The 25995-nt window shown below is 40.3% G+C and carries 16 protein-coding genes; 8 read left to right on the top strand and 8 right to left on the bottom strand.

The annotated features are described in order from the left end of the window. Nucleotides 1-16: 16 nt before the first annotated feature. Both QOL76_RS03780 and QOL76_RS03775 read left to right on the top strand, forming a co-directional pair. Nucleotides 17-304, top strand: coding sequence for an NAD(P) transhydrogenase subunit alpha part 2 (locus QOL76_RS03780; protein WP_086501027.1), 288 nt, complete (start codon nt 17-19; stop codon nt 302-304). Further along, nucleotides 301-1686, top strand: coding sequence for an NAD(P)(+) transhydrogenase (Re/Si-specific) subunit beta (locus QOL76_RS03775; RefSeq protein ID WP_283411691.1), 1386 nt, complete (start codon nt 301-303; stop codon nt 1684-1686). The genes QOL76_RS03780 and QOL76_RS03775 overlap by 4 nt, the downstream gene beginning before the upstream one ends. 119 nt (nt 1687-1805) lie before the next feature. Here the strand turns inward: QOL76_RS03775 and QOL76_RS03770 are convergent, their stop codons facing one another. Both QOL76_RS03770 and QOL76_RS03765 read right to left on the bottom strand, forming a co-directional pair. Beyond that, nucleotides 1806-2807, bottom strand: a complete 1002-nt coding sequence (locus QOL76_RS03770) for a sialidase family protein (RefSeq protein ID WP_283411690.1) — start codon at nt 2805-2807, stop codon at nt 1806-1808. Nucleotides 2808-2994: 187 nt separating this feature from the next. Then, the gene (locus QOL76_RS03765) at nt 2995-4785 is read right to left on the bottom strand and encodes a BamA/TamA family outer membrane protein (RefSeq protein ID WP_283411689.1); all 1791 of its coding nucleotides are present in this window, start codon (nt 4783-4785) and stop codon (nt 2995-2997) included. A gap of 274 nt (nt 4786-5059) precedes the next feature. Here QOL76_RS03765 and QOL76_RS03760 point away from each other — a divergent pair, with 274 nt between their 5' ends. Next, nucleotides 5060-5203 carry a hypothetical protein gene (locus QOL76_RS03760; protein ID WP_283411688.1) on the top strand — a complete coding sequence of 48 codons (144 nt, stop codon included), beginning with the start codon at nt 5060-5062 and terminating at the stop codon, nt 5201-5203. A 74-nt stretch (nt 5204-5277) separates the two neighbouring features. On the opposite strand, the gene QOL76_RS03755 is transcribed toward QOL76_RS03760, so the two are convergent. Further along, nucleotides 5278-6732 (bottom strand): PhoPQ-activated pathogenicity-related family protein, encoded by a 1455-nt coding sequence (locus QOL76_RS03755; RefSeq protein ID WP_283411687.1) that lies wholly within the window; start codon nt 6730-6732, stop codon nt 5278-5280. Between the two features lie 836 nt (nt 6733-7568). Between QOL76_RS03755 and QOL76_RS03750 the strand changes: the two genes are divergently transcribed. Together QOL76_RS03750 and QOL76_RS03745 are read left to right on the top strand one after the other, a co-directional pair. After that, a complete protein-coding gene (locus QOL76_RS03750) occupies nt 7569-10640 on the top strand; it encodes a SusC/RagA family TonB-linked outer membrane protein (protein ID WP_283411686.1) in 3072 nt (1023 codons plus the stop codon). A gap of 44 nt (nt 10641-10684) precedes the next feature. Then, nucleotides 10685-12430 (top strand): RagB/SusD family nutrient uptake outer membrane protein, encoded by a 1746-nt coding sequence (locus QOL76_RS03745; RefSeq protein WP_283411685.1) that lies wholly within the window; start codon nt 10685-10687, stop codon nt 12428-12430. 357 nt (nt 12431-12787) lie between these two features. Here QOL76_RS03745 and QOL76_RS03740 read toward each other — a convergent pair whose 3' ends face one another. Both QOL76_RS03740 and QOL76_RS03735 read right to left on the bottom strand, forming a co-directional pair. Further along, complete coding sequence (locus QOL76_RS03740) at nt 12788-14635, bottom strand: metallophosphoesterase family protein (protein ID WP_283411684.1); 1848 nt, start codon at nt 14633-14635, stop codon at nt 12788-12790. Between the two features lie 15 nt (nt 14636-14650). Next, the gene (locus QOL76_RS03735; RefSeq protein WP_283411683.1) at nt 14651-15730 is read right to left on the bottom strand and encodes a phosphatidylinositol-specific phospholipase C1-like protein; all 1080 of its coding nucleotides are present in this window, start codon (nt 15728-15730) and stop codon (nt 14651-14653) included. Nucleotides 15731-15981: 251 nt separating this feature from the next. On the opposite strand from QOL76_RS03735, the gene QOL76_RS03730 reads away from it, so the two are divergent. Continuing rightward, a complete protein-coding gene (locus tag QOL76_RS03730) occupies nt 15982-17799 on the top strand; it encodes an alkaline phosphatase (protein WP_283411682.1) in 1818 nt (605 codons plus the stop codon). A gap of 8 nt (nt 17800-17807) precedes the next feature. Here QOL76_RS03730 and QOL76_RS03725 read toward each other — a convergent pair whose 3' ends face one another. Next, nucleotides 17808-17999 carry a hypothetical protein gene (locus tag QOL76_RS03725; RefSeq protein ID WP_283411681.1) on the bottom strand — a complete coding sequence of 64 codons (192 nt, stop codon included), beginning with the start codon at nt 17997-17999 and terminating at the stop codon, nt 17808-17810. 953 nt (nt 18000-18952) lie between these two features. On the opposite strand from QOL76_RS03725, the gene QOL76_RS03720 reads away from it, so the two are divergent. After that, nucleotides 18953-22144, top strand: coding sequence for a SusC/RagA family TonB-linked outer membrane protein (locus QOL76_RS03720; RefSeq protein WP_377919137.1), 3192 nt, complete (start codon nt 18953-18955; stop codon nt 22142-22144). A gap of 28 nt (nt 22145-22172) precedes the next feature. After that, nucleotides 22173-23729 carry a RagB/SusD family nutrient uptake outer membrane protein gene (locus QOL76_RS03715; RefSeq protein WP_283411680.1) on the top strand — a complete coding sequence of 519 codons (1557 nt, stop codon included), beginning with the start codon at nt 22173-22175 and terminating at the stop codon, nt 23727-23729. A 100-nt stretch (nt 23730-23829) separates the two neighbouring features. On the opposite strand, the gene QOL76_RS03710 is transcribed toward QOL76_RS03715, so the two are convergent. Beyond that, nucleotides 23830-25314, bottom strand: coding sequence for a sulfatase family protein (locus tag QOL76_RS03710; RefSeq protein WP_283411679.1), 1485 nt, complete (start codon nt 25312-25314; stop codon nt 23830-23832). Then, complete coding sequence (locus QOL76_RS03705) at nt 25307-25969, bottom strand: TetR/AcrR family transcriptional regulator (protein ID WP_283411678.1); 663 nt, start codon at nt 25967-25969, stop codon at nt 25307-25309. Before QOL76_RS03705 ends, QOL76_RS03710 begins: the two co-directional genes overlap by 8 nt. Nucleotides 25970-25995 lie beyond the last annotated feature (26 nt).

Below are 25995 nucleotides of genomic sequence, written 5' to 3'. Positions count from 1 at the left end.
TTAACCTTTTCAAATTATGAGCTCAGAAGCACTGATTATTCTGATTTATATACTTGTATTAGCAAGTTTTCTGGGGTTTGAGCTAATCGCAAAAGTTCCCCCAACCTTGCACACCCCTTTGATGTCCGGTTCGAATGCTATTTCCGGAATCACCATAGTAGGAGCGCTTTTAGCCTGTAACGAAATGGGCTACACCACCCTTAGCAAATGGCTGGGAATGGTAGCCTTGGTGCTTGCCACCATCAACGTAGTCGGCGGCTACACTGTCACAGATCGTATGCTTAAAATGTTTAAGAAGAAATGAGTATAGCCATAGAATTAGCGTATTTGATCGCCTCAGTCTTGTTTGTACTGGGGATGAAAATGATGAATAAAACCAAGTCTGCCAGACAGGGTAACCGTCTTTCAGCTTTGGGAATGTTTATAGCCATTGTAGCTACCTTGCTACAGATCGATGCCATTTCCTTGGTTGAGATACTAGGTTGCGTGGTATTAGGATCTGCCATTGGCTTGTATTATGCCAATAAAGTTGAGATGACTAAAATGCCTGAAATGGTGGCCATTTTCAACGGATTTGGAGGATTAGCTTCTTTCTCTGTAGCCCTCTCGGATTATTTCCTTCGTACAGAAGTCAATATGGAATCCATAGAGCTCGTAACTGTAATCAGTATTATCGTTTCGGTATTTATAGGCGGTCTGACATTTACAGGATCTTTGATCGCGTATCTGAAATTGAATGGGAATATCTCCGGTTCGCCGATTACCTTCAAAGGACAGCACGCGATAAACTTGATCCTGTTTTTAGGATTCTTGACAGCTGCGGTCTTTACCGTAATGGATCAAACTGACCCTATGCTGATCATTATTTTAATTGTAATTGCCTTGCTCTTGGGTATCTTGACGGTGATCCCTATCGGAGGAGCGGATATGCCGGTGGTGATTTCCTTGTTGAATTCCTACTCAGGTATGGCAGCATGTGCTACTGGTTTTATCCTAAATAATAATGTGTTGATCGTAGCTGGATCACTGGTCGGAGCATCTGGGATTATCCTCACTCAGATCATGTGTAAGGCGATGAACCGATCTTTGGTCAATGTGTTGCTTGGAGGATTTGGGCAGACGGTGAATGAGGCACAAGGAGACGGCCCATCGATCACTGTGAAGGAAATTGGAGTGGAGGAAACGGCTATGTTGTTTGATGGAGTTTCTTCGGTGATTGTAGTTCCTGGCTATGGAATGGCTGTAGCTCAAGCTCAGCATGTAATCCGAGAATTGATGGAGCAATGCGAAAAGCGTAACATAGATTTCAAATTTGCTATTCACCCAGTGGCAGGTAGAATGCCAGGACACATGAACGTACTACTCGCCGAGGCAAATATTTCCTACGACAAATTGATTGAAATGGAATCCATAAACGATGAATTCCCAAATACTGATTTGGTGCTAATCGTAGGAGCAAATGACGTCGTAAATCCAGCAGCTAGAAATAATCCTCAAAGTCCTATTTATGGTATGCCGATTTTAAATGCGGACAAAGCTAGAACGGTAATCGTCAGTAAGCGAAGTATGGGTAAAGGCTATGCAGGCGTGGAAAATGAGCTTTTTGGCTATCCAAACTGTCTCATGCTTTTCGGAGATGCCAAGCAAACTATTACCAAAGTGGTGTCCGAAATGAAAGAAATGTAATTACCTGTTTTATCTCAAACCTATATAATAAGGGCTATCTGATGGTTTTCAGATAGCCCTTTTGATTATAGCCCTTCCATTCACAGTTTGTTTTATAGGTAACTGTGGGTTTTTAATGATTATTCTAAAGTGAGAGATACATATTTAATCTTCTCTCTGTTATAAGTATATGTCATATGAACGGTACCGTCTTTTCCCTGAATGATAGCAGGGTAGCTGAATTCCCCTTTTGGCTGATCTTCCAATACATATATCTCCTCCCAATTCATCCCATCCATGGACATCATGAGAGAAAGCTTGTTTCTTCCATCTTTGATTGGATTGCAAAGAAGTAATTGAATCCCACTCTTTAAAGTCACCGCATCAATCCCGGAGTTATTGTGAATTAATCCAGTTGATTCTACTTTCGACCAGGTTTTGCCTCCATCCATTGACCAGGTAGATCCTATGACATCTTCTTGGGTGCGGGCAAGCATTTGTAGCTTGTTGTTTGGGTATTGCAGAATAGTTGGTTGAATCGCATGAAATTCTCCATTGTCGATTTCTGTTTTCTTCCAATTCTGACCTTCTGAGTTTGTAGTTTCCACATGCATGCTCCAAACTCCGTTGGTTTCGAAGCTAGATGGGTGGAGTAGTGTGCCATCCTCTAAAAGCACTGCTTTATTTTTCACAGGACCGAGCATTCCAGGCGGGATTTGAATGGCTTTTGACCAAGTTTTCCCTTCATCATCTGAGGTTTTGTATAGCCCCCACCATTCTCTTGGGTTAGGTCCTTCTTTGTAGAAAAGGAAAATTTTGCCTGCAGGGCTCTTATATAAAACAGGATTCCAAGTAGGGTTTCTGAAAACTTCATTTTCAATACCATCAGCTACCATTTCTGGAGTTGACCAACTTCCGTCTGCTAAAAGGGAAGTGTAGATACTTACGTCGGGATGCCTTTCGTAGGTGCCGCCAAACCAGGAAGCCATAATACCTCGATCAGTTTCAATTAAAGTAGAGGCGTGACAAGAGGGGAAAGGAGCCGATTCGTAGATAAAACCAGAGGAGAGAATTTTCACCGTTGGTTTTTCGGGTTGGGGTAAAAGGCTGAATAGGGAGAGAATGAAAAGTAAGGTTGACATAAGTGTTATTTTAAATTTGGATTGATGAAATAAGTTATAAAAAAAGGGCAAGTTTCCTTTGCTTACCTGTAAGGAATTGTAAGTTCATCTAAAAAAAATATGATTATCCGCAGCGAAATTGACACTAGGTTTTTGAGCCATACTTGACACATTTTCCCCCTCCTTTGATAGCTTAATTATGACGATCTCAGTTATATACTATCAAGTTTGGAGCGGTCACAAAAATGTCTGATTTCCTAAATCTCAAGTTTTTTCTTACGCTGAAAGCAAACTTGGAATTGCCTTCGTCATCGTTGGGAATAAAGGTGCCCTTCAATTCTATAGTACCGAAGATTAAGTTTTCATTTCGTATTCTCATTCCGAGACTGATTCCAGTGTAATTCTGGTATTTTTCTTCACAAGTGTAACAATTGAGTTTTGCCCAATAAAATGAGGAAAATGGAGCTACTCTAAATCCCACCAAAGACCAAGGAGTGAATAGGCTGGTCTCAAAGCCTAAAGCTATACGTCGGGTGGCATCCACCTCTTCCACGCGCAGTCCAGGTATTAGATTACCCCGGATAGTTAACCAATCGTTAGTGAGTCGCTTATAAATATGGGTGTATAGTACACTCGCAGAGTTTCTGATTTTGTATTTTCCAAGAGAAAAAGCCTGAGTGTAATAGGTTCCCCCAGTTTGAAGTACAGCGTCTTCGAGGCCATTTCTTAAATAACTAGCTCCATTTAAATTCAAATCATAAAAGCTACCACTTTTGAAGGCTCTCTTGAAATTGATATTGATGTCTCCATAAGGTCGTTTGTAACCCATAGTCTCTGTAAAACCCCAGGTCGTGGAGATATTGTATCCAGAAGGAATGTCTTCCGTTCGCCCGAAACCATAGACATATTGGGTTTTGAAAAAGTCTTGCTCGTAAACCGTAAACTCTGCCAATATTCCCTTGCTATCATTATATCTACTTTCATCAATCACATCTTCCTGTTCAGGCTGATTAATGAAATATCCATCAAAAACCCGCAACGCCAGAAACTCTCTTTTTCTATCTTGGAGTATTTTATTCGCCCCTAAATTATAGCCGATCCAGAGATCCATGATGTTGTATTTGTAATCTAGAAATACCGAATCTGGTCTTGAATCTACATTCTTTGACCAATTTTGACTCCATCCAGCTCCCCCTGCAAATCTTGAATAGGGAGAAACAAGGGGACGCTCTAAACTGATGCCTGTAGCGTATTCTTTCTCTTCACCGGCACTGATTCCCGAATTCAACTGGGTATAATAGGCAGTGAAATCCGCAAAACTTCCCAAAAAACTACTCTTGGTATAAGCTAAAGCTATCCCCGTTTTTGGACTTCGATCATGGTCATATAGAATGTCGAATTCAAAACCCTGGCCTCGTCCATCTAAGTTGGCATTGTACACTTTCAGCAAGGGTGCTGTAGGGATTGTTCCGCTTAATGAGCCTCCAAAACTGAAAATGTCCCGGGTGACAATTGCCAGATCCACGGAGTCTGTCCCGGCTATAGGGGTCACTATTATTCTACTTTCCAAAATGAACGATTGATCCCGGAGGTATCGCTCATTATCGCCCAGTTTGTAAGGGTTGAGTTTTTGATTTGGCTTGATGAAAAGATGTTGACGGATAGTTTTTTCGCGGGTATTGGTGTGAAGCTTATTTGCTATCCTGCCAACTTTCTGTACGATGGGTTTTTGTCGACCATAAATAGAAAATTCAAATCCTAGGTTTTCAATCGTAATATTACGGATGATCATTCCTTCATATGGAAGGAATTTTTCCTCTGCTTTTTCTACTAAAACGGAATCTCTATTTGATCTGGTAATCAGATCCATTCCTTTCTCCAAGGCCTTTTGAGTAATGGAAATTTTGGAAGTATCTTTCTCATTTTGGGCAAAAAGATTCTGCTTCACACTAAGGAGTATGATTAGTAGTAAAAGTGCCCCTAATGATGCTTTTGACAAGTTTTTTTATAATTTAATCGAAAAATTAAGCTCTGATTTCTGCAATGAGAGTTTGTTTTTTATGTATATCCGCTTTTCTACCAGTAAAGAGGGAAAAGCAATCTAGAATTTGTTCAAAATTATAATTGAGGTCACTTCAGTCTTCGGTCATCGGTCTTCCGACCAGTTAAGCAAAGAATCTAAGGCAACTGGCATCATTGCGGATAATCACATTGTTTTTTTCAATTGCATATAAGCTGCCAAAAGGTTTAAGACTCAAAAATATTAGCTCTTTTTGGAGACTTTTGACCTTGTCCAATCCATATTTTCTGCAAAGCCAGCGTTGAGAGCCTATTTCGGTTTTTACAAGGAGCTGACTAAGAACACTTCTAAGCTAATACCTTGGGAAAATGCAGATGGAACTGTGGAGGATGATTAATTGCCATGGAAGACTATTTTTTTAGAAGGATAGGAAGGAAATGTAGAAATGAAGGAAGTTTTTATTATAAAATTTTAGTTTGATTTTTCTAAGACAGCATGGGAAGGTTCAAATTCCTCAAATGGATAGGATCTAGGCAGAACTTCTACACCACTTGTTACTTTCATAGGCGCCTGACCTGCAAAAGTGACTTCCATAAAATATCCCTGATACCCTGTTTCAGGTTCTGGCATCTGGAATTCATAAAGTCCGTCTGCTTCCATTTCTAACTCAGTTGCTTTCCAATTTGGTCCAAACACATCCACTCTAAAATCCCTAGCCTTATCATTATATGCGCTCCAGATTTTTACTGAAATTGGTTTGTCGGCAGGATCCGCTTGAAATGAAATGAGGTCTCCTTCAATTTTCCATTCGTATTTAGGTCTAGGTTTTTGGTTTAGCACCGAGGAATAAAAGGAGATCATGTTTGGTAATGCATCAGAATCTCCTAAGTCGTGTCCGAAATTCGGGACGTATTGAATATGCTTTTCACCGGGCAGATCATTCCAATAAAATTCCCAGCTATCCGGTTGAAAAAACTGGTCTCCTGCTGCATTGATCAAGAGCTTAGGTAATTCCATCTCAGAAGCAAAAGTATAAGGTTCTGTAATCGCTAATAGCCTATCAAATTCAGGAGTTCCCATCCAGTCCATTACACCTTCATTCACATAATTATCTACGGCTGGAGCCCAGAATCCATAATTTTTCCAGTGATGCTTAAATGAAGATTCTAAGTTTAGCATGTCTATGACGATTGGAATAATCGCAACGACCCTATCATCCACAGCTGCAGTTGTCCAAGTGGTCCACCCACGTTTCGATGCTCCAGCGACGACGTAGTTGTTTAGGTTTTTGTCATAAAGGGTTTTTACTACCTCTGAAGTAGCATCCATTGCGAGTTTTACCGCTTTGGTCATCGGGAGGCGAGCCAACCAAATCGCATCTTCGTCTTTAGCGCCTCCTTCCAGAAACTTTCTCCAGCCATAAGCAATAATGGCATCCTCATACCTTTCTCCTTCTGGATCGTTCGCGAAGGTTAAGGGCTGGAAAGGAATATTATGGACTTGTGCCACAATTGAATTTGTCTGCATCGCTGCGGCTAAAATCAGTTCATCAGGGTTCTCCGGCATTTTTGTGTTTGTACTTCCCCCGCCAATCCACATCAACCCTGTTTCAAAGGGAGTATCTCTAGGCACCACTATAGAAATCCAGTGCCACCACTCGGTCTTATCTACTAATTCTGGAGTGAGCCAGTGCTGTGAAGTCATTTTGATGACGTGATAATCATACTCTGCCCCCGTGACCGTATGGACTACTTCAAATTTGAATGCAGAGTCTGGAGCCATTACATAATCCTTCAACAGGTTGTCTGAGGCAATTTCTTGGGTTATTGTTTTTTCTTCTGGCTTTTGGCAGGAGAAAAAAACAAGGGAAATGAAAACATAAGCACAGGTAAAAACCAGTGTGGGACGTGGAAAAAGTGATTTCATCAGGAATTGGGTTTTGTTAATCATTAAAAGCTAATAATCATATAATTTATAAACTATTCGTCAACATGATTATGATAGCGAAGGAATTCTATGAATAATTACTTTTTCCTTTCACTGTTGAAAAGTTGGTTTTCTGACCAATTAAGTTGAGAGATAGGTTGCTTAGCTTTCTTAAAGCAACCCTTTATTCTTGTGAGTTTTTTAAAATAAGATGATCTGCAATGAAGTAAGTCGCCTTAGCTTTTTTGCCTGTCAGGGTATAAGACCGATACTTCAGCTACGCTCACTACAAGTAACCGAGACTCCCACAAGGGCGTGACAGGCTGAAGTAGCCTCAATTCTTAAGGTTAACATATCCTACCTTGCCTTTGCTACCTTACTGGCAGAAAAGCGGGTGGACATATTTAAAATTATTATGTGATAATAAAATACTAGGGAGTATAGCTAGTGTATATATAATGTTAAGTTAATTTAATTATAGGTATGTCTACAAAAGATATTAATTAATTAACAAAATAATAATTTAAGCTGGTTTGTTTCTTTTTTTTGACTCTTTGTTGGGATTGTTATTCCAGTATTAAAACCTGTGAAAGGCCTTATTTTACATTTTTAAAGGCTTTTTAGGTGTTTGTCGTTTTTTTAAGTTACTGAGATGAAATCATTACCGAGCAAATAATAGATCTTTAAATTGGTTCAGTTTACTTAATATAAGCCTAAAATATCCTTAACAGGACTGTGTTAGGTAAGCGGTACTTTTGCGTTTGAATTTTGGCTAAGCTAACAGGGTTGGTTTAGTTTTTTATATGAATTGTTCTCTTTTATATACAATAAATTTTATGAATACAAAATTACAATTATCTAAAATTATTTATGCGTCCACCTGTATGTTGATTTGGACATCAGTCTCCAGTTCCTCGCAACTACTTGCGAAAGAACTAGAGACTAGAACTAGTCTGTCGACATCTACCTTGATTTCGGGTGAACAGTCAGTGACTGGAACGATCACCGATGAAACGGGTCAGCCACTTCCAGGAGCCACAGTTCAGATAAAAGGTACTGTGAATGGAACGGTTACTGATCTGGATGGCAAATTTACAATTGAGGTGGGTGAAGACGCTATTCTTCAGATTTCTTATGTGGGGTATATACTCCAAGAAATCTCCGTGAATGGAAAATCCATCATTGATGTGCAGTTGCAGCCTGATGCTACCCAACTAGACGAACTAGTAGTGATAGGCTACGGTACCCAAAAAAGATCCGATGTTACTGGGGCTATTGGCTCTGTTAAAAGTGAGGATTTTAATAGGGGAGTGATCACAAATCCAGTTGATCTGTTGCAAGGAAAAATGGCAGGCGTAAACATTACTTCTACCAGTGGTGAGCCTGGTGCAAATCAAAATGTGATCATCCGTGGAATCGGAAGTTTACGCTCAGGTACCCAGCCGCTTTACGTATTGGATGGGTTTTTATTGGATAACTCTGGAACTGGAGTAGCATCAAATCCGCTCAACTTCCTAAATCCCAATGATATTGAAAGTATCGATGTGCTTAAAGACGCTAGTGCAACTGCGCTTTATGGTTCTCGCGCTTCAAATGGGGTTGTGGTTATTACCACCAAAAAGGGCAAAAAGGGAAGCTCTCAGGTGAACCTCTCCGTTGGAACGTCTTGGTCTTCCATGGCAAAGCAGATTGATGTCTTTGGTGCGGATGAGTTTAGAGAGCAAGTAGTGGCAGTAGGAGGGAATCTGGAGGATTTCGGAGGAAATACCAATTGGCAAGACGAGTTGACTCAAGTAGGCTTCTCTCAGGATTATAGTTTATCCATGAGTGGCGCCAATACGGAGAGATTCTCCTATTTCGCTTCATTGGGCTTTCAGGAGCAAGAAGGTATTTTGAAAAACAGTGACTTGAAGCGCTATTCAGGTAAACTAAACGTAAATCAAAAGGCTTTCGAAGGCAGATTGAATATTGATTACAATCTTACAGCTGCTTACACAGAGAACCTTAGACCTGTAATTACTGGAACGATTAGCGATATGTTGGGGCTCAACCCCACAATTCCAGCTTTTACGAATGGCGAACCTACGCTGTTGAATACAAATGCATTGAATCCAATCAAGCGATATGATTTGTACAGCGATGATGCGGCAAACAACCGGATTTTAGGGACTATTTCCCCATCTTTTGAGATTTTTGATGGCTTGACGTATAAGTTGAATTTAGGTGTGGATTATTCCACCACCAACAGATATGTGCAATACAAGCCATATACAGAGGTGATCAACGAATCTAATGTCTCTGACGGCACCTTGGACGAACTTATTTCTTCCAATACCAATAGCTTGGTAGAAAACACCCTGACCTATAATTGGAACAATTACAAACACAATTTTACTGTGTTAGCAGGACATTCTTACCAGACCTTTCTGGACGAATTTAGAGGAACTTATTACCGAGGATTCGCTGCAAACAATATAGAACCAAGATACCAGGACCATAACAGTACTAGCGAGTTTCCAACAACGGTAAATGCTTCTGCGACGCGAAATGAATTACAATCTTTCTTTGGCAGACTGAACTACGTATATGCTGATAAATATTTATTTACAGCTACTTTCCGGGCAGATGGTTCTTCCAAATTTGGACAAAACAATAAGTATGGATACTTCCCTTCATTTGCATTGGGTTGGAATTTGAGTAAAGAAGCTTTCATGGCCAACTCCATTTTCAATAACCTTAAAGTACGTGCGAGCTGGGGTCAAACAGGAAATCAGGAGATCCCGTCTAAGATCACCAAAGCCAGTTATTCCGAAGATCGATTGGCAACTGGTTCAGGTAGTTTGAATACTTACCCAATAGACACTGACGGAACTACGTTAGATAGCTACCCTTACGGTATTGTCTTCACGCGATTAGCAAATCCAAATTTGCAATGGGAAGTTTCTACCCAAATCGATTTCGGAATTGATTTTGCCTTGATGGATTACAGATTGAGCGGTACGTTGGATTACTTCAACAAGGTATCCTCAAATATCCTCCTTGAGGTAGTTCCTGCAGATCCAGTTCAGCCTACCTCCACTTTTTGGGATAATATCGACAATATGGAAATCCACAATAGTGGTGTGGAGCTTACTTTGAATTATGCTAGTAAGGAATCAACCAACTTCTCTTATGAAATTGGTGGTAACGTCACATTTATTAAAAATGAGGTGAGAGATTCTCCGTACGCAGTCTTGACTACTGGGGCAGCGCAGGGCGCAGGCCAAACTGGTGCCACTATTAATGGCTACATTAATAATCAACCGATCGGCGCTTTTTACATGCTTGAGTTTGATGGAATCGGAGAAGATGGACTCAATAAATTCGTGGATATCAATAATGATGGACAAATTCTGGATAATGACAGAAGCGTGGTAGGAAGCGCTATACCAAAGGTCATCTACGGATTTAATACCAATTTTCGATTTAATAGTTTCGACTTGGGTCTAAACTTTAATGGAGCTGCTGGCAACAAGATATACAATCACACGACCATGTCTTTGTTTACCAAAGCCCAACTTTCCAGATCAAATAATACCACAGATTTTGCCGTACAGTATCCAGAGGAATCTTTCAACAACTCCAATACGGTGTCAACACGATTTTTGGAGAGTGGGTCATTCTTTAGACTTAACAACGCAACATTGGGCTATAATGTGAATCCAACAAGCTTTGGAATGGGCAATACATTCCAAAATATCCGGCTCTCAGTTACCGGTCAGAATCTCTTCGTGATAACTGACTACTCCGGATTTGACCCTGAAGTCAATACAGGTTCTACTTCTTCTGGAATTCAGACTTTCGGTATTGACAGATTCACCTACCCAAGAGCGAGGACATTCACAATCAACTTGAATGTTACCTTTTAATCACTCAAAGATCACCAGATAATCTTCTAGAAAATTTTAATAAAATGAAAAATATCAAGTTTAATAGAATACTTCCTGTAGCTGCATTGTTGCTTGCATTTCTAAGCTGCACTACACTAGATGAAGACATCCTCGATGAGTCACTTACAGGTACTGGCGAAGCAGAAATCGTCAGCGGGTCTATTGCGCCAGTATATGGGATGCTTCGGCAGGTATGGATGCATACCGTTAATTTTGGTCTTCAAGAAGTAGCTTCAGACGAAGGGATTCTTCCCTACCGTGGAGGTACAGATTGGTTTGATGGAGGTAAGTTTATCGCTATACACCAGCATTTGATGACTCCTGGAAACAGCTTAGTTGGTGATTCTTGGACTTATATCACCTTGACACTTTCCAGAGCAGTAGCGGCAGAGGAGCAATTGACTCTAGAGGTGGAAAACGGGAACACGAATGCTCAAAACCCACTGTATGAAATGATAGCAATGAAGGCATATTTGAATATGCTTGCTTTGGACAACTGGGGGTTGGTTTTCAGAAAAGATGCTTCTGACGAACAGTCTGTCATTTTGCGTGGCCAAGAAGCACTCGATTACATTGAGAATGAGCTGCTTTCGGTTGTCAATGTGATCAGTAGCACTAATGGTCCAGGCCGAATAAATAAATATGCTGTTGAGGGAATGTTAGCGCGCTTGTATTTGAATGCCGCTGTATATCGTGATCCTTATGGTACACCTGACTTCAGAACTGAGGACATGGATAAGGTCATAGAATACACGACTGATATAATCAATGGACCTTATACCTTGTCTGCTGAATACTTCGCTTTATTTAATGATGATAATAATACCAATAAGGAGATTATTTTCTCTCTAGACCAGCGTGGTGTATTGCAGACTGAGCATAGCAGATGGCAATACTGGTCAATTTCGGGTGATCAGGTTCCAAGACCTGAGTACCCTAGCACTAGAGGAACTGATGCGGTCGCTGCTACACCGGATTTCGTGCAAACCTGGTATGACGCATATGGTAATGTGGATCCTGCGGATGCAGATGCACGTTTCTTCATGCGCAATACGATGGTTCCTGAGAATCTTCAAGACTTAACAGGGGTTAATCCTACAAATGATGAAGATCACTATTACACAGTAGAAGATACCGAGTTTGAAATGGATCGAGGGATTCTTCGAAATATTATCTGGGGACCGCGAAAAGATGAAACCGGAGCGATTATTCGGGATACTGATGGGAAAGTGAAAATCTATCCAGTGATTAACAGAAGAAGTAGTGGAGCAAATATCCGTTACGTGGATCACACCTTCCAGGTGGATTTTACCAGCGAGGGTAGCTTGCACAATACTGGAAATCGATTCTCTAAATATCAGTTTAGCCGAACCGCGCCGAATTGCTGTTCAAATAGCAGTGTAGATATCGTTTTGCTGAGATTAGGTGAGGTTTATTTGATGCGTGCTGAGGCCAAGTTGAGAAAAGGTGATAATGCAGGGGCACTTGCAGATGTAAATACCCTCAGAACTTCGAGAACAGCTCGTCCTGCGCAAACACCTGCTCCTTTGGCTTCGATTGATTTGGATATACTATTCCGTGAATCTGGCTTTGAGCTTTATTGGGAAGGTTTGAGAAGAACCAATCAAATCAGATTTGGTAAATATGAAGATAGCTGGACTGAGAAAACCGATAGCGATCCGAACAAAAGATTGTTCCCAATTCCACAAAGGGCAATAGATGGAGCCTCAAATGTTTCTGGTTTCTTGGTGCAAAATCAAGGGTATTAATAGTTGATAACCTCTTATTAAAAGCAAAGCCGATGAGATTACTCATCGGCTTTGCTATTTGTACGCTTTTAGGGCAAAATAGGACTAGGTAAAGCTACTCATCGTGCCTTTGGCATTCATAGATTGGGGATTGTTTAGGATAGTAGTAGCCCTAATGAAGGGTGAAAGAAAAAAGCATCTAGGTTGAGCAAGCAAGAGAAAGTTAGAAGGTTGAAAACATCTTACCTAAGGCTAGACCAATACTAGCCCAGAAACAACATTCTGGGTTCCGCAGGTCGTGTATTTTGAGGAGTGCCCCCGGTGCGATCAGTATTGTGTTTTTGATGCTATTCCTTTATCAAGTAAAACTCCAGAAAATCAATCTTCAATCATTTTGATGGTATTCTTCTTTAGATCAATCGAAAAATGATCTGCAGGCTGGGAATGGAAAAGCAGGTCAAAAATCCTAAAAAACTGAATCAATTCCTTACTATGAATTTGTTCCTGAGAATATGTTTTTTGAATAATCACGGGGATGATTTCCTTGTAAAAACCTAGCCTATTGTCTGGAATGAGGCGTTTACCAAGGTCATCTCCATTTTTCAAAAGGTAGAAATCATCGATTATACTTAGGTTAGAGCCGCTTTGTGTAGAGCTGGATTTTAACCTATTTACTATTTTAGAAAGATAAATTTCCCCTTCTTTTTCATTGATTTGACTCCAATTCCTTAATTCAGATTCCGTCATATTTTGCAACAGCAGGGCGAGGTTTTCTGGCCAATCTGAAGGAATAAATCTGGACTTGGTCAATTCAAGTAAGTGATTCCGGGTGTATTCCAGGTAATTTTTTGATGCTAGGATGGTAGTGTCCCAAATTCCAGGATCTTGATTTTCCAGCAGCCATCTATGTTCCATTCTATAGAGATCAAAGAATTCATTCATATGATCTACTTCCGTCAGTGGGATAGTCTCAATCTCAAAATTGTCTTTCTTCGAGATTTTTGCAGTCTTATAAGCAGGTGGGAAAGCAGCCAAAGAAGGTACTTGAATATTATACATGGTATGGGTGGTTGATTGGTCTTGATAAACTCCGGTGTCATTGATATGCATGTGTCCGGCAAAATGAATGTTGATGCCTGCCGTGGCGTAGAGTTCGCTGGTTTCGTTGGTAGGCACGCGCTCCAGTTGAAATTTTCTAGGTCCAAAGAGTGATTTCATTTCTTCGGAAGCTCCATCATGAAACTCCACTAGGGGATAATGGCTGAAAGAAATCAGCGTTTTGCCTCTCTTTTCTGCCTCTGCAGCTACTTTTTTAATCCAGTCTAGCTGATGCTTTTTGGAAATAGAAGCTTGGTTGAATCCAACAGAGGAGCCTTTCCAGCCTTCTTTCAAATCTTTTCCCGAATGAGTGAATACATTGCCATCCAAAGCCAGCAGCCAGATTCCCTCGATAGGCTCAACTACATAACTGGCATCCGGTAGAAATAACCCTGAATCCGAAAGAGGGAACTTTCTCTGTTCGAGGTTAGCAGAGGCCATAGCCTGATCGAAAGAATAGTTTTCATAGTCAAGCTCCTGGAAAGGATGTGCCCAAAAGAGGTCTTTTTCATCAGGGAAAAAACCAAAATTGCTCAAAGCAGCAGTAACCTCAGGATAGCCCCAGTAATTGATTTGATCTGATTGCGCCACCTCAAGAGCTGGGAATACCTTTGCATCTCCAGCAATAGCCTGCTCCTTTCCATCGGTGCCAAGAAAATCACGCTTGCCTGCAAGACCTCCGTAAGGCTTCACTGTGTCATGATTCCCAGTGGTCAGAAAAAAGCGCATTCCAAACTTGCTGGAATAGTGCTCAAGAATTTTCTGTAGAGCTAGGACATTCATCGGTTGGCCATCATCGGTAAAGTCGCCTGGAAGCACTACGAGCTGAATCCCTTTTTCCCGCAAATCTTCCAATGCGCTGATGAAAGCAAAATAGTTTTCATTGAACAGGCGGGTGGAATTCAACTGACTTTTCATGGTGCGAATAGTCGCGTATTTACCGGTTTTTGGATTCAGAATTCCATTAAAATCAGGTGACTGCAGGTCTGCATAAATGTCCTGAAGATGGATGTCTGAGAGAAAAGCGATTTCAATCTCAGCTGATCCTTGCGCAACGAGCGGTGTATTGGCGCCGATTAATTGCATTGCAGCGCCAAGGATGCTTGGAAGAAGGTATTTTTTGTTCAAAATAATGCAGTAAAGCTATTTGTTGACCAATACTGGATTAGGTCTTTCGTAGGTGTTTCCTTCGAAATTAACTTTGTATTCTGATTTAAAGAAAGTAGAAGGGTAATAATAGTCAGTAGAGATTACTTGTGCGCCAGAAGCTTTTGCCTTTTCAAATGTGGTGTAATCATTTGCTCTGGCCTGTTTCGTGTCAGAATCCGCACGCGTTCTGATCATGTATCCCTTCTGGACTAGGTCTCTGATGTAGGCTTCATCTTTCACTGCATTATTAATAATCCTGAATCCAGCGGTAGAATTACCTTCTTTTTTATTCACGAAAAGCACCGCATTCCTTAGCTCCGGCTTAGCCTCGAGATATCGATCGATTTTCTCCTCACTTTCATCCAAAACAAAAAGGAATTTTCCTTTTGCATCATCCAATTTAGGCCAGTTTCCGGCTAACACGCCAGCTTCCAAATCAGCATACTTTCCTTTTACCCTATCTGGAGTGATTAGTTTATTCATTCCTAAATGTGTCCTGATTTCCAGGTCAATGCTATCCAGCGCGGCAGCAGTGAAAGGTAAAGTAGGGCGAGTGCCGGGGATGTTTCCATCTTTTGCATTGATCAAAATGAAAATAGGATAGTGCTCAGGATTGTTGTCGCTCCATTTTCTGAGTGCTGTCAAAGCATCTGCAAAAAGTAGGTAGTGAGACTGAAAATCCAGATCCTGCACATGGAACAGTTTCATGCCCGGCTTGGAAAGTGCATCGCTAGGATCATAATCAGGAATATTTCCTCCGCTGGCTTTGATGATTTCCAATCCTTTCGGGTTTGAATATCTTCCTCCTGCGGGATCGTGGTACACGTCAAGTTCCAAATTTCTAAGTCCCAGATCAAGTTGAGCTTCTAAAGGAATATGTGCGTATTCCAAACTCTGAGATGCTGATGGGTTTACTTTGGCCAAATAAGCCAGTAATTCCGGTGCCATTTGACTTTTGTAACTGTTGTGACTGCCGATTACCTGAATTTGGTTGATTTTGAGGTCTTGAGCAGAAATAGCAGAGTAAAAAAACAGGCAAAAAGCTAGTAACAGTACGTTGGTGGAGGTTTTCATAAGATGTATTTTGAATAGCAAGTTCCTACTAATTTGAAGATGATTTTTATTTTTTGCTTCATGTTTATGTTATGATTTAAAAGAATCTGAAATCGAAGTCAGCCATACAATAGCTTTATTATTAGGGTATTAATTTTTTAAACTGGATTCTATGTTTTACTCTAATGCTTTATAGTTTATGAATATGTTAAGGCTTTGTTTTTTGAACATAATGAAGGCATTTAATCCTATTGAATACCCTAATTTTAGGCATGAATAAATTCTTTTCAACTCAGTTATTACTGCTACTACTGATTTCTTTTGGCCTTTCTGCTCAGAATCAGGCAGCATTTCAAATCCATTCCCACAACGACTATTTGCAGACTGTGCCGTTTTGGACGGCCTATGGTGCAGGAGCTACTTCCATTGAAGTCGATTTGATCCTGCAAGATGGTATTCTGATGGCTGCTCATGAAGTGGAGAGTATTGACTCTCGACGTACCATAGAAAGCTTGTATTTAGACCCCATTAAAGAAGGCTTAAAAAATGATATTATTCCTTCCATCAATTTTCATTTGCTGGTGGACCTAAAGACGGAAGCCTATTCTACTTTGGAAGTATTAGAGCAAAGCATGTTGAACTATCAGGATGTACTTTTTTCTGAAAGCAATCCGGGTGGATTGAAATTGATTATTTCAGGCAATAGACCAAAACCTGACGATTATAAAAATTATCCGGACTGGATGCTTTTTGATTATCAAAGTAAGGAATTAAGCAAGGATTTGCCTTGGGATAAAATCGGAATGGTCAGCTTAAGTTTTAGGCAGTTTTCTATTTGGAATGGAAAAGGGAGAATGGTGGAAGAACAACGTGCGAAGCTCCAAAACTTCATTGATTTGGTTCATAGTTTTGGTAAGCCTGTGCGCTTTTGGGGATCACCGGATAGCAAGTCGGCCTGGAAGGCTTTCTATGAAATGGGAGAAGATTACATCAACACAGATCATCCAAATGAGGCTGCTGATTACCTCAGTAAGCTGACTAAAAATGTCTATCATAATACCTCAAAACATGAAGTGTATCAGCCTACATTCGAACTGGATGGAGCCAATGTGCCTGTGCGAAATGTGATTCTGATGATAGGGGATGGTAATGGCTTGGCTCAGATTTCTGCAGCTTTATTTTCCAATGGTAATCAATTGAACCTGACTCAGCTGAAGAATCTGGGTTTGGTGAAAACTCAAGCGGCAGACGATTTTACAACCGACTCAGCGGCTGGAGCCACAGCCTATGCCACAGGCGAAAAAACAAATAATCGAGCCTTGGGAGTGGATTCAGAAGGAAAGGCTTTGTCAAATCTTCCAGACATCCTGGATGAGTATGGTTTTGCGAGCGGCATCATCACCACGGATCAACTGACAGGGGCAACGCCAGCCTCTTTCTATGCGCATCATCCTGAGCGTGACGATGCAGATCAGATCTCAGCGTATTTGTCGAAGAGTAAACTGGACATGTTTATCGCTGGTGGAGGAACAAAATTTTCCTCAGAGTCGAAAAATCTCCAAGATGCTGGTTTCACCATGGTGGAGAGTCTAGGCGAAACATCGGCGGAGAGAATAGGTTATTTTGTTGCAAATGATGCTTTGCCTAAAAAGCTGGAAGGAAGAGGAGAATATTTGGTAGAAAGCACCGCCTTTGGTCTTAACTTTTTAGCGAAAAAAAACACACCTTTTTTCCTAATGGTGGAGGCAGCCAATATCGATTCGGGAGGGCATGAGAATAACAGCTCCATGATAGTTTCCGAAATGCTGGATTTTGATCAGGCAATAGCTGAAGTGATACAGTTTGCAGACCAAAATCCCGGAACTTTGGTCATCATTACTGCCGATCATGAGACAGGCGGTGTTTCTATTCCGCAGGGGGATATTGCAACTGGAACTGTAGAGCTAGCTTACCATTCTGATGATCATACCGGGATTATGGTTCCTATTTTTGCTTACGGTGCACATTCGGGTGATTTCAGAGGGATTTATGAAAATACTGAAGTATTCCATAAAATCATGAAATTGGTAAAGCGCTATCACTCCAAATAAGTTGCTTTCTATCGCTTGCCTACCAAAGTAAAGGGCAGCATAAAGATGTTTCTGATCAGGTCAAAGGAAAGGTCAACAGCAAATCCCAATAGCCTAAAAGGAAGTAAAAGAAGCCATACTATGGGGTAGAGGAGAAGAGCGATAATTGCCAATGGCCAGCAAAGGATAAAGAGGATGCACCAAAGAAGGAAGCTTAGCATAGTTTGTTTTTAGGATTGAGAGATTCAATACTTATTCCAATCTCAATTAAATCGATTTTTAGCTAATACACGCAGGTTGAAGGTAATTTCTGTCACGAAACCGAACACGAAAATTGGGGTTTTCGGACATTTTATTGGGAAAAGTTAATTTTTTCCGGACTCATGAATTAGTCTATGAGGTGCTTTCAATTCATTTGATAAAAAACATGATTACTAAAATTGTTCAATTTGGAGTTTTAAGGTATCAGAATCCATCATGGATAGATTTTTCTTTGCTAAAAAGGAAATGGTGGTTTATTTATATTTAATATTTTTTATTAAAAATGTAAAATTTAGCTAAGTAGGGTAATAGCTTGTATTTTTGATTGTTAATATTTTTTTATTACTCAGGTCAAATGATAAATTTTTTTGTTTAAATTAGGAAGAGGTCTTTTTCACAGGGCTGGTATGTTTAAATTGATTTATTAATACTCTAAATGAGTTTAGTTCAATTAATATTGGATATGTTTAATAATTTTGTTAAATCTTAACTTTCGGTATTACTAATTTTAAAAATTTGAATCTCTAATTGTGATTCTATGCTGCTTTTGCATAAGATTCATTTTTTATATTACGAATTACTTTATATAGGTGTTTTGGGATACCTGACATTTATATATAGAGTGTAATGATTTGTTTATCAGTGTTTTAATGCTTTTTAGGTTGATTTGGTCTTGGTTATGAATACTTAGATTAGATCTCTTTGGTTTTATATTATTTATTCTTTGATGTTTCAACTAGGTTTTACATAATTTTTACATAAAAACAATGCCAATGAATTAAACTAAAGGAACCTTTGAAAGGAGCAGTTGATATTTTAGAAAATTCCTCGCTGCACAATACTCGATAATCTGTTTTTTGAAAAATAATTACAGAATATTTTTAGTCAATTTTAATAATAAACCTCACATAATATGAAATCAACATTACATAGACGACTCTTTCGGGTGTCTAAAAGAGTCCTGTATGGGTTCTTAATTCAACTTATGTTTAGTGCTATAGTAATTACAAGTGCTAATGCAGATCCCCTGATAAATGTAATAATAGCGGATGTAACTGTAACCGGGAAAGTCTTGGATGAAACAGGATTACCACTTCCTGGTGCTACAGTATCAGTAGCTGGTACTACTTCTGGTACCATTACAGACATAGATGGCAAGTATACAATTACTGTGGCTGACAATGCTGAGCTGATATTTTCCTACATAGGATATGAGCCACAGCGAGTAACAGTTGGTTCTCAATCTGTCATCAACATTACTCTTAGGCCTGATGCAACAGCATTAGATGAGGTGGTCGTAATTGGATACGGTACTACCAAAAGAAGTGATTTGACGGGCTCGGTAGGTTCTGTAGGTGCAGAAGCACTGAGAGAGCGTCCAGCTGCATCTCTAAATCAAGCTTTGGCGGGAAGAATTTCCGGTGTTCAAGTAAACAATAACTCAGGAAGACCAGGGGGAAGAACTACTGTGAGAATCAGGGGTTTCAGTTCAATCAACTCATCAAACAATCCTCTATATGTGATAGATGGTGTCCAGATGCCGATGAGTACTTTGGATCAGCAAAGTAGTGCAGTTGATTACATCAACCCTAACGATATCGTATCTGTAGAAGTATTAAAGGATGCTTCATCTACTGCTATTTATGGTTCCAGAGGAGCAAATGGTGTCATTCTCATAACTACCAAAAAAGGTAAATCAGGCGAAGGAAGTGTGACCTATAATGTGGACTTAAGTGTTCCTATCATCGGTCCCAATAGGCCGGAAGTATTGAATGCCGAGCAATACCTAGCTGTGGAAGATCTGGCTTGGGCAAATATGGCCAAATATGATCCAGAAGGATGGAATGCTGGCAAATGGGCATATCTGAACCCAGCTCTCCGTAGAACTGACCCGCGTATTTTTGATAGCCAAGGAAATCCACTTTACGATACCGATTGGCTAAAAGAAACTACTCAAAATAAACTTTCTCAAAACCATCAATTAGGCTTTACAGGAGGTAACGAACGTACTTCATATTCTCTTTCTTTAGGATACAGAGATGATGAAGGCTTAGTGAAAACATCCTATTTAAAGAGATATTCTACGCGTTTTACCATAGAAGATAAAGTGAAAACTTGGTTGACAGTAGGTGGTAGTCTAAGCTATAACAATCAGTCAGAAAATCTAGTCGATGTATCTGATGCGGTAGCTAGACAGATGGTGGAGGATTTTCCTTTCCTTCCTGTGAAATACGAAGATGGTACGTTTGCAAATAACAGAGATTATCCATTTGCTGAGGGCACCATGAGTTCCATGCACAGATTGTCTGGAAGGAGATATATTCTCAATACGCAAACAACTTTGGGAAGTGCGTATACCAATATCAAGTTTTCTGATGCACTTCAAATGAGAACTGCCTTGGGGGTAAATATCCTAACCCAAGAAAATGATAGATCTGAGACAAGGACCTTGGCCATAGGTCAAAGTGGTACCGCATCCAAAAGTTTAAGTAAAAACACCTTCTGGTCTCTTGAGAATTACTTGACCTATAATAAGGTCTTTGCTGAAAGACATGCTGTTGAAGGATTACTGGGTATTTCCTGGCAAGAGAGCAATTTCTCTTCCATGAGTGCTAGTATCCAGAATTTTTCAACAGATTACTTCCTGTATAATAACCTTGGAGCTGGAAGTCAATTACCAAGGGTAGGTTCTGGTGCAGCGCGCGAAGCATTAAATTCCTATTTTGCTAGAATTAATTATATTCTGGATGATAAGTATTTGTTTACTGCGACTGGTCGTGCCGATGGTTCATCCAAATTCGGTGACAATAACAAGTATGCCTTTTTCCCTTCTGCCGCATTAGCTTGGAGAGTTTCTGAGGAAGGATTTTTAAAGGGTAATTCAACTATCTCAAACCTGAAGATTAGAACGAGTTACGGGTTGACAGGTAACTCTGAAATTCCGCCTTACTCCTCACTTTCTTTATTGAGCTCTAATTATTCAGCTATTTACAACGAGAATCAAGTGGGTGGAACTGGTATCAATAGACTAGCAAATCCGGATTTGAAATGGGAGAAAACAGCTCAGACGGATTTTGGGGTTGAGCTAGGAATGTTCAATAATAGATTGAATTTGGAAGTGGATCTGTATTACAGAAAAACTACTGACATGCTATTGGATTCCCCAGTGCCAAGAACAAGTGGCTATGCGACCATTCGAAGCAATGTAGGTTCCATGGAGAACAAAGGGATAGAATTCACTCTAAATTCCGTGAATTTTGAATCAGAAAATTTCAGCTGGAATACTTCTTTTAACCTTTCGCTAAATAGAAACAAGGTTTTATCACTAGCTACGCCAGCAGATATTTTCGGTGTAGGTGGTCCTAATTTTACTAATCAAACCAACATAATCAGAGTAGGTGAGCCAGTAGGTTCATTCTGGGGACTTGTAAGATTAGGTACTTGGAGTGAGGCAGAAAGAGCAGAAGCTGCGGAATTTGTGAGTTATAGAAATGGACTCACTATTCTTCCAGGAGATATCAAATATTTAGACGTAAACGGTGATAAAGCAATCAACGATTCGGACAGAATGATCATAGGTAACGGTAGTCCTGATTTCTGGGGAGCAATCTCCAATAGCTTCAGATTTTACAATTTTGACCTTACTGTTGAGCTGCAATACAGTGTGGGTAATGATGTACTAGATATGACACTTCACCCAAGTGAAGATCGTCAGGCTTTAGCAAATAGCTACACTTCAGTATTGAATGCATGGACACCTCAGAATCAAAATACGATGATTGCTGAGATACGTGATACTCGTGCTGGATATGTAACAAATGTGGATTCACACTGGGTGAAAGATGGTTCCTTCCTTAGAGGTAGAAACCTGTTACTGGGATATAATTTTCCTTCAAATGTTACCAGCGCTATCAAGCTAAGTAGATTGAGAGCCTATGCCTCAGCTCAGAATTTCTTCCTTTTGACAGGAAAAGATATCAATGGAGATCCTGAAACAACACCTATACGAGGTGGTGACGGTAGTAATGTGTTCTCACAGGGTATGAACTGGCACAGTTATCCAAGACCTACAATTTTTATGTTCGGTCTACAGGTGACTCTTTAATCCTTGTTTTACTTAAAGCGATATAACAATGAAAAATAACATATATAACAAAGCAGGCAGATTGTTCTTATTTGGAGCATTAGTGGCAGGATTTGTAGGTTGTTCAAGTTTTCTGGAGGAAGAGGATCCTTCTAATTTGACACCGGAAAGTTTCTATACTATTCCAGACCACGCCGAAGCAGCACTTGCATCAGTTTATGCTGATACTCGATTTATAGGAGGAGATGGAGGAATCTTTTCTTCTACCTGGCAATTATTGGAAGCTCCAACAGGTACATCTACCACTGAAACAGCACAAAATTCCGATTTGAATAACCTATATGGTCTAATCTATGATGGAAGAACTCAACATGTGATCAACTGGTGGAATGGCTTGTATAAAGTGATTGCGCAAGCCAATTTGGTGTTGGAGAAAGTGCCGGCAATTACGCCAATGGATGCTGCACAGAAAACGAAAATCCTTGGTGAAGCAAGATTCTTGAGAGCCTGGGCTTATTTCTATGCAGTTAGACTTTGGGGTGATGTGCCATTGATTACGTTGCCACAAACAGCCAGTTCTGAAGATTTTAGACCGGCACCTGCTTCGCAAGAGGACGTTTACGCCTTGATCGTTGAGGATTTGAAAGCGGCGGAATCAGCAGGCTTACCATGGATGGACAATAGTGGTAGGGCATCTTTGGCTGCTGCCAAATCATTGTTGGCAAAGGTCTATTTGACTATGGCAGGATTTCCATTGAGTAAGGGAGCATCTCATTATCAAATGGCTGCTGATAAGTCAAAAGAGGTTATCGATTACGCTAACAGTAATCCTTTATCTATTAATTTGTTTCCTACCTATAAGGCAATCCACGATGAGAATAACGACAACATTCTAGAGCATATTTTCATGCTTCAGTACAACGTGATCGTTGCTGGAAATCCAATGAATAATATGTTTCCAAACTTTAAGCCGGTAACATTCGCAGGACCTTCAGGTACGGGGAGTACTGTGCCGACTGAGGATTTCTACAATTCATATGAGCCTGGAGATAAGAGGGCGGTGAATCAGGAAGGGTTCTTTTATACTACTTACTATACGAATGGTAGCGGTGCTGAATTTGACCTAGGTGCTCCGTATATTTTCAAGCATTTTAATCAGATGGCATTGGGCACTAAAGACCAGCCGGGCACTAGAGCTAATAATCTCAATGTCCCATTGATCAGATTTGCGGAAGTATTGTTGATCTACGCAGAGGCACAGAACGAAGTTGGGGGTCCAAATGCTTTGGCGGTTGAAAGCTTGAAGAGAATTCGAGACAGAGCGGGACTAAGTACTCCATCTGTGGGCGGATTTACTGCAGATACATTCAGAGATGCGGTGTTAAGAGAGAGATGGCATGAGCTCTGCTACGAGCAGATTACTTGGTTCGATATGCTTCGCTTGCGCAAAGTGTACAATGAAGCTACCAATGGATTTGACAATTTTGAAGGACATACCAATCCAAGCTCTAATCAAACGCTCCAGGCAAAGCATTACTTAATGCCTTATCCTCTTCCAGAAATGCAGAATAACCCAAATTTGACTCCTCAGAATCCTGGGTATTAAAGAATAGTTTTAGAATTAATAGTGAATTAAAAGGGCTCCTACCTAGGAGCCCTTTTTTTGATTTTTTTGAAGACAATTGAACTTAACCTTCAGACATACCTTACTTTTCCATATTTCCAAAATACCTATTCAGCGTATAGTCTGGCTGCCATCGATCTGGTTGACGGGAAAGTGTGGCTGGATCATATTCCAATGGCTTGATTACTTTAGTAGTAAATGCTGCGGTATCATCCGCGTTTTTTTGCCAGTCTTTGAGCAAAGTGATTAACTCTTCCTTAGTTCCGGAATACTCCTTGTTTTCTGCCAGATTATTCAATTCTAAGGGGTCATTTTTCAAGTTGAAAAGCTGGAAATAATCACGCTCAGGATAGCGAATTAACTTCCATTCTGCTGTTCTGACTGCACGCACTGTATATCGGTAAGCAGTAAATAAGCTATTTCTAACTTCCTTTTCTTTTCCTTTTAAGATGGGAGCCAAGCTTTTTCCATCCACCTGATTTGGTTTAGGTAAGCCAGCCAATTCTGAAAGGGTAGGGTACAAGTCGTAGAGATAGACCATCGCGTCAAAAGTCTCGTTCTTAGGTACACCGGGGCCTTTGATGATCATCGGTACGTTGGTGCTATGCTCGTACAGGCTTTGCTTTCCTAGCAATCCATGACTTCCCGCTGCTAACCCATTATCTGCTGCGTAAACGATGATGGTATTCTCATAAAGATTATTGTCTTTCAGGGCTTGGATGATTTTGCCAATCTGGCTATCCAAGTGAGTCACCAGCGCATAGTAATCAGAAAGTATCATCTGGATCACTTCCGGCTTTCTTGGCCAGTCCGTTAGCAATTCATCACGGACCATTAAATTATCAAACTCGAAGGGATGATATGGTTTGTAATTTCCTGGAAGGGGCAAAGAACCATCTGGATAGTGAGAAATGTAGCCTGCCTCCGGAGAGTAAGGGTCATGTGGTGCTGTGAATGCTACGTAAGCAAAGAATGGTTTGTCAGAACCTGCCTTCGCATGAGAATTAATGAAATCAATAGCGCCTTGAGCAAATACTTCGGTGGAATAGCCTTTATGGGTTGGCTCACCTAGTTTTCCGTTTTCGTCGTAATCACGCAGCGCTACACTGTAGTGATCAGCCATTCCACCTAGGTAGACATTTTTTGCCTGCTGAAAACTAGCTTCGAATGCGGTCTTCTCATTATGCCATTTGCCAGTGCCGAATGTAGAATATCCTGCCTGTGCAAAGTCCATAGGCATGGTTCGTTCACCTTGGAGCTTGTCATAGACATGAAACAAGCTTTTTCCACTTAAAAGCATAGCTCGGCTTGCTGCGCAGACAGCTCCATGATTTCCGCCCATTACATAGGCATTGGCAAATCGGCTACCTTCACTAGCCAACTGATCCAGATTTGGTGTTTGGATGTAAGGATTTCCAGATACCCCTAATGCATCGGCTCGCTGATCATCAGCAAAAAGAAAGAGGACGTTGGGTTTACTTTGTGATGTCTGGGCTAGGTTTTCTTGTGTTGAAATAAGAGATAAAAGCGCTATTCCTAGACAGAAAACTGTGGTTTTACTATTCATTATTTGATTCTATCTGTGTATAACCGTATTTGGCTATGACTTTTTCTTTTTCTTCTTTGCCTTTTTCAGTCAGGTAGGGATTGATTATTGCCCAGATACTTTTGACCATTTCTCCCTTTTCAGTAAAGTTGTAGGTAATTAATACCTCACGTTGTGATAGCCAAAAGGAAATAACCATACGGATAATATGTTGTATTCTTTCAGCTTCCTCAGCGTAATTACTTGCGATAAAGTTCTCTTCAATTAGCCTTTCGAAAAGAAGTTCAGTTTGTGATTTTCTGAGTTCTAAAGTGCTTTGTATCAATTTGCTTACTTCTGGGAATGAGCGGGTGATTTCCAGGACGTCTAGGTTGAAAAATCTATATCTGTACTGGAACTCTTCAAACTGGATCAATAGCAAATGGAAGTTTTCTATTGAGGAAATGATAGTGTTTTGATTTTCATAAATCCCACTCATTTCTTCCCTCATTTTCTCATGGATTGCCAATATCAAATCCTCTTTGGTTTTATAGTGGTAATCTAAATTGCCATGGCTAATGCCTATTTCTCCAGCAATATGCCGACTAGTCACGCCTTGGACGCCTACTTCGTTGTATTGCTTGATGGCAGTTAGTAAGATTTTATCCTTTGTTTTGATCTTTTTAGATTTTTCCATTTCGATTTATTGATACTTAAAAAAAG

The sequence above is a fragment of the Algoriphagus winogradskyi genome (genome assembly GCF_900182815.1).
Classification (GTDB): Bacteria; Bacteroidota; Bacteroidia; order Cytophagales; family Cyclobacteriaceae; genus Algoriphagus; species Algoriphagus winogradskyi.
The sequence above is the reverse complement of the archived record's forward strand: the minus strand, read 5'-3'. Positions and strand labels throughout refer to the sequence as shown.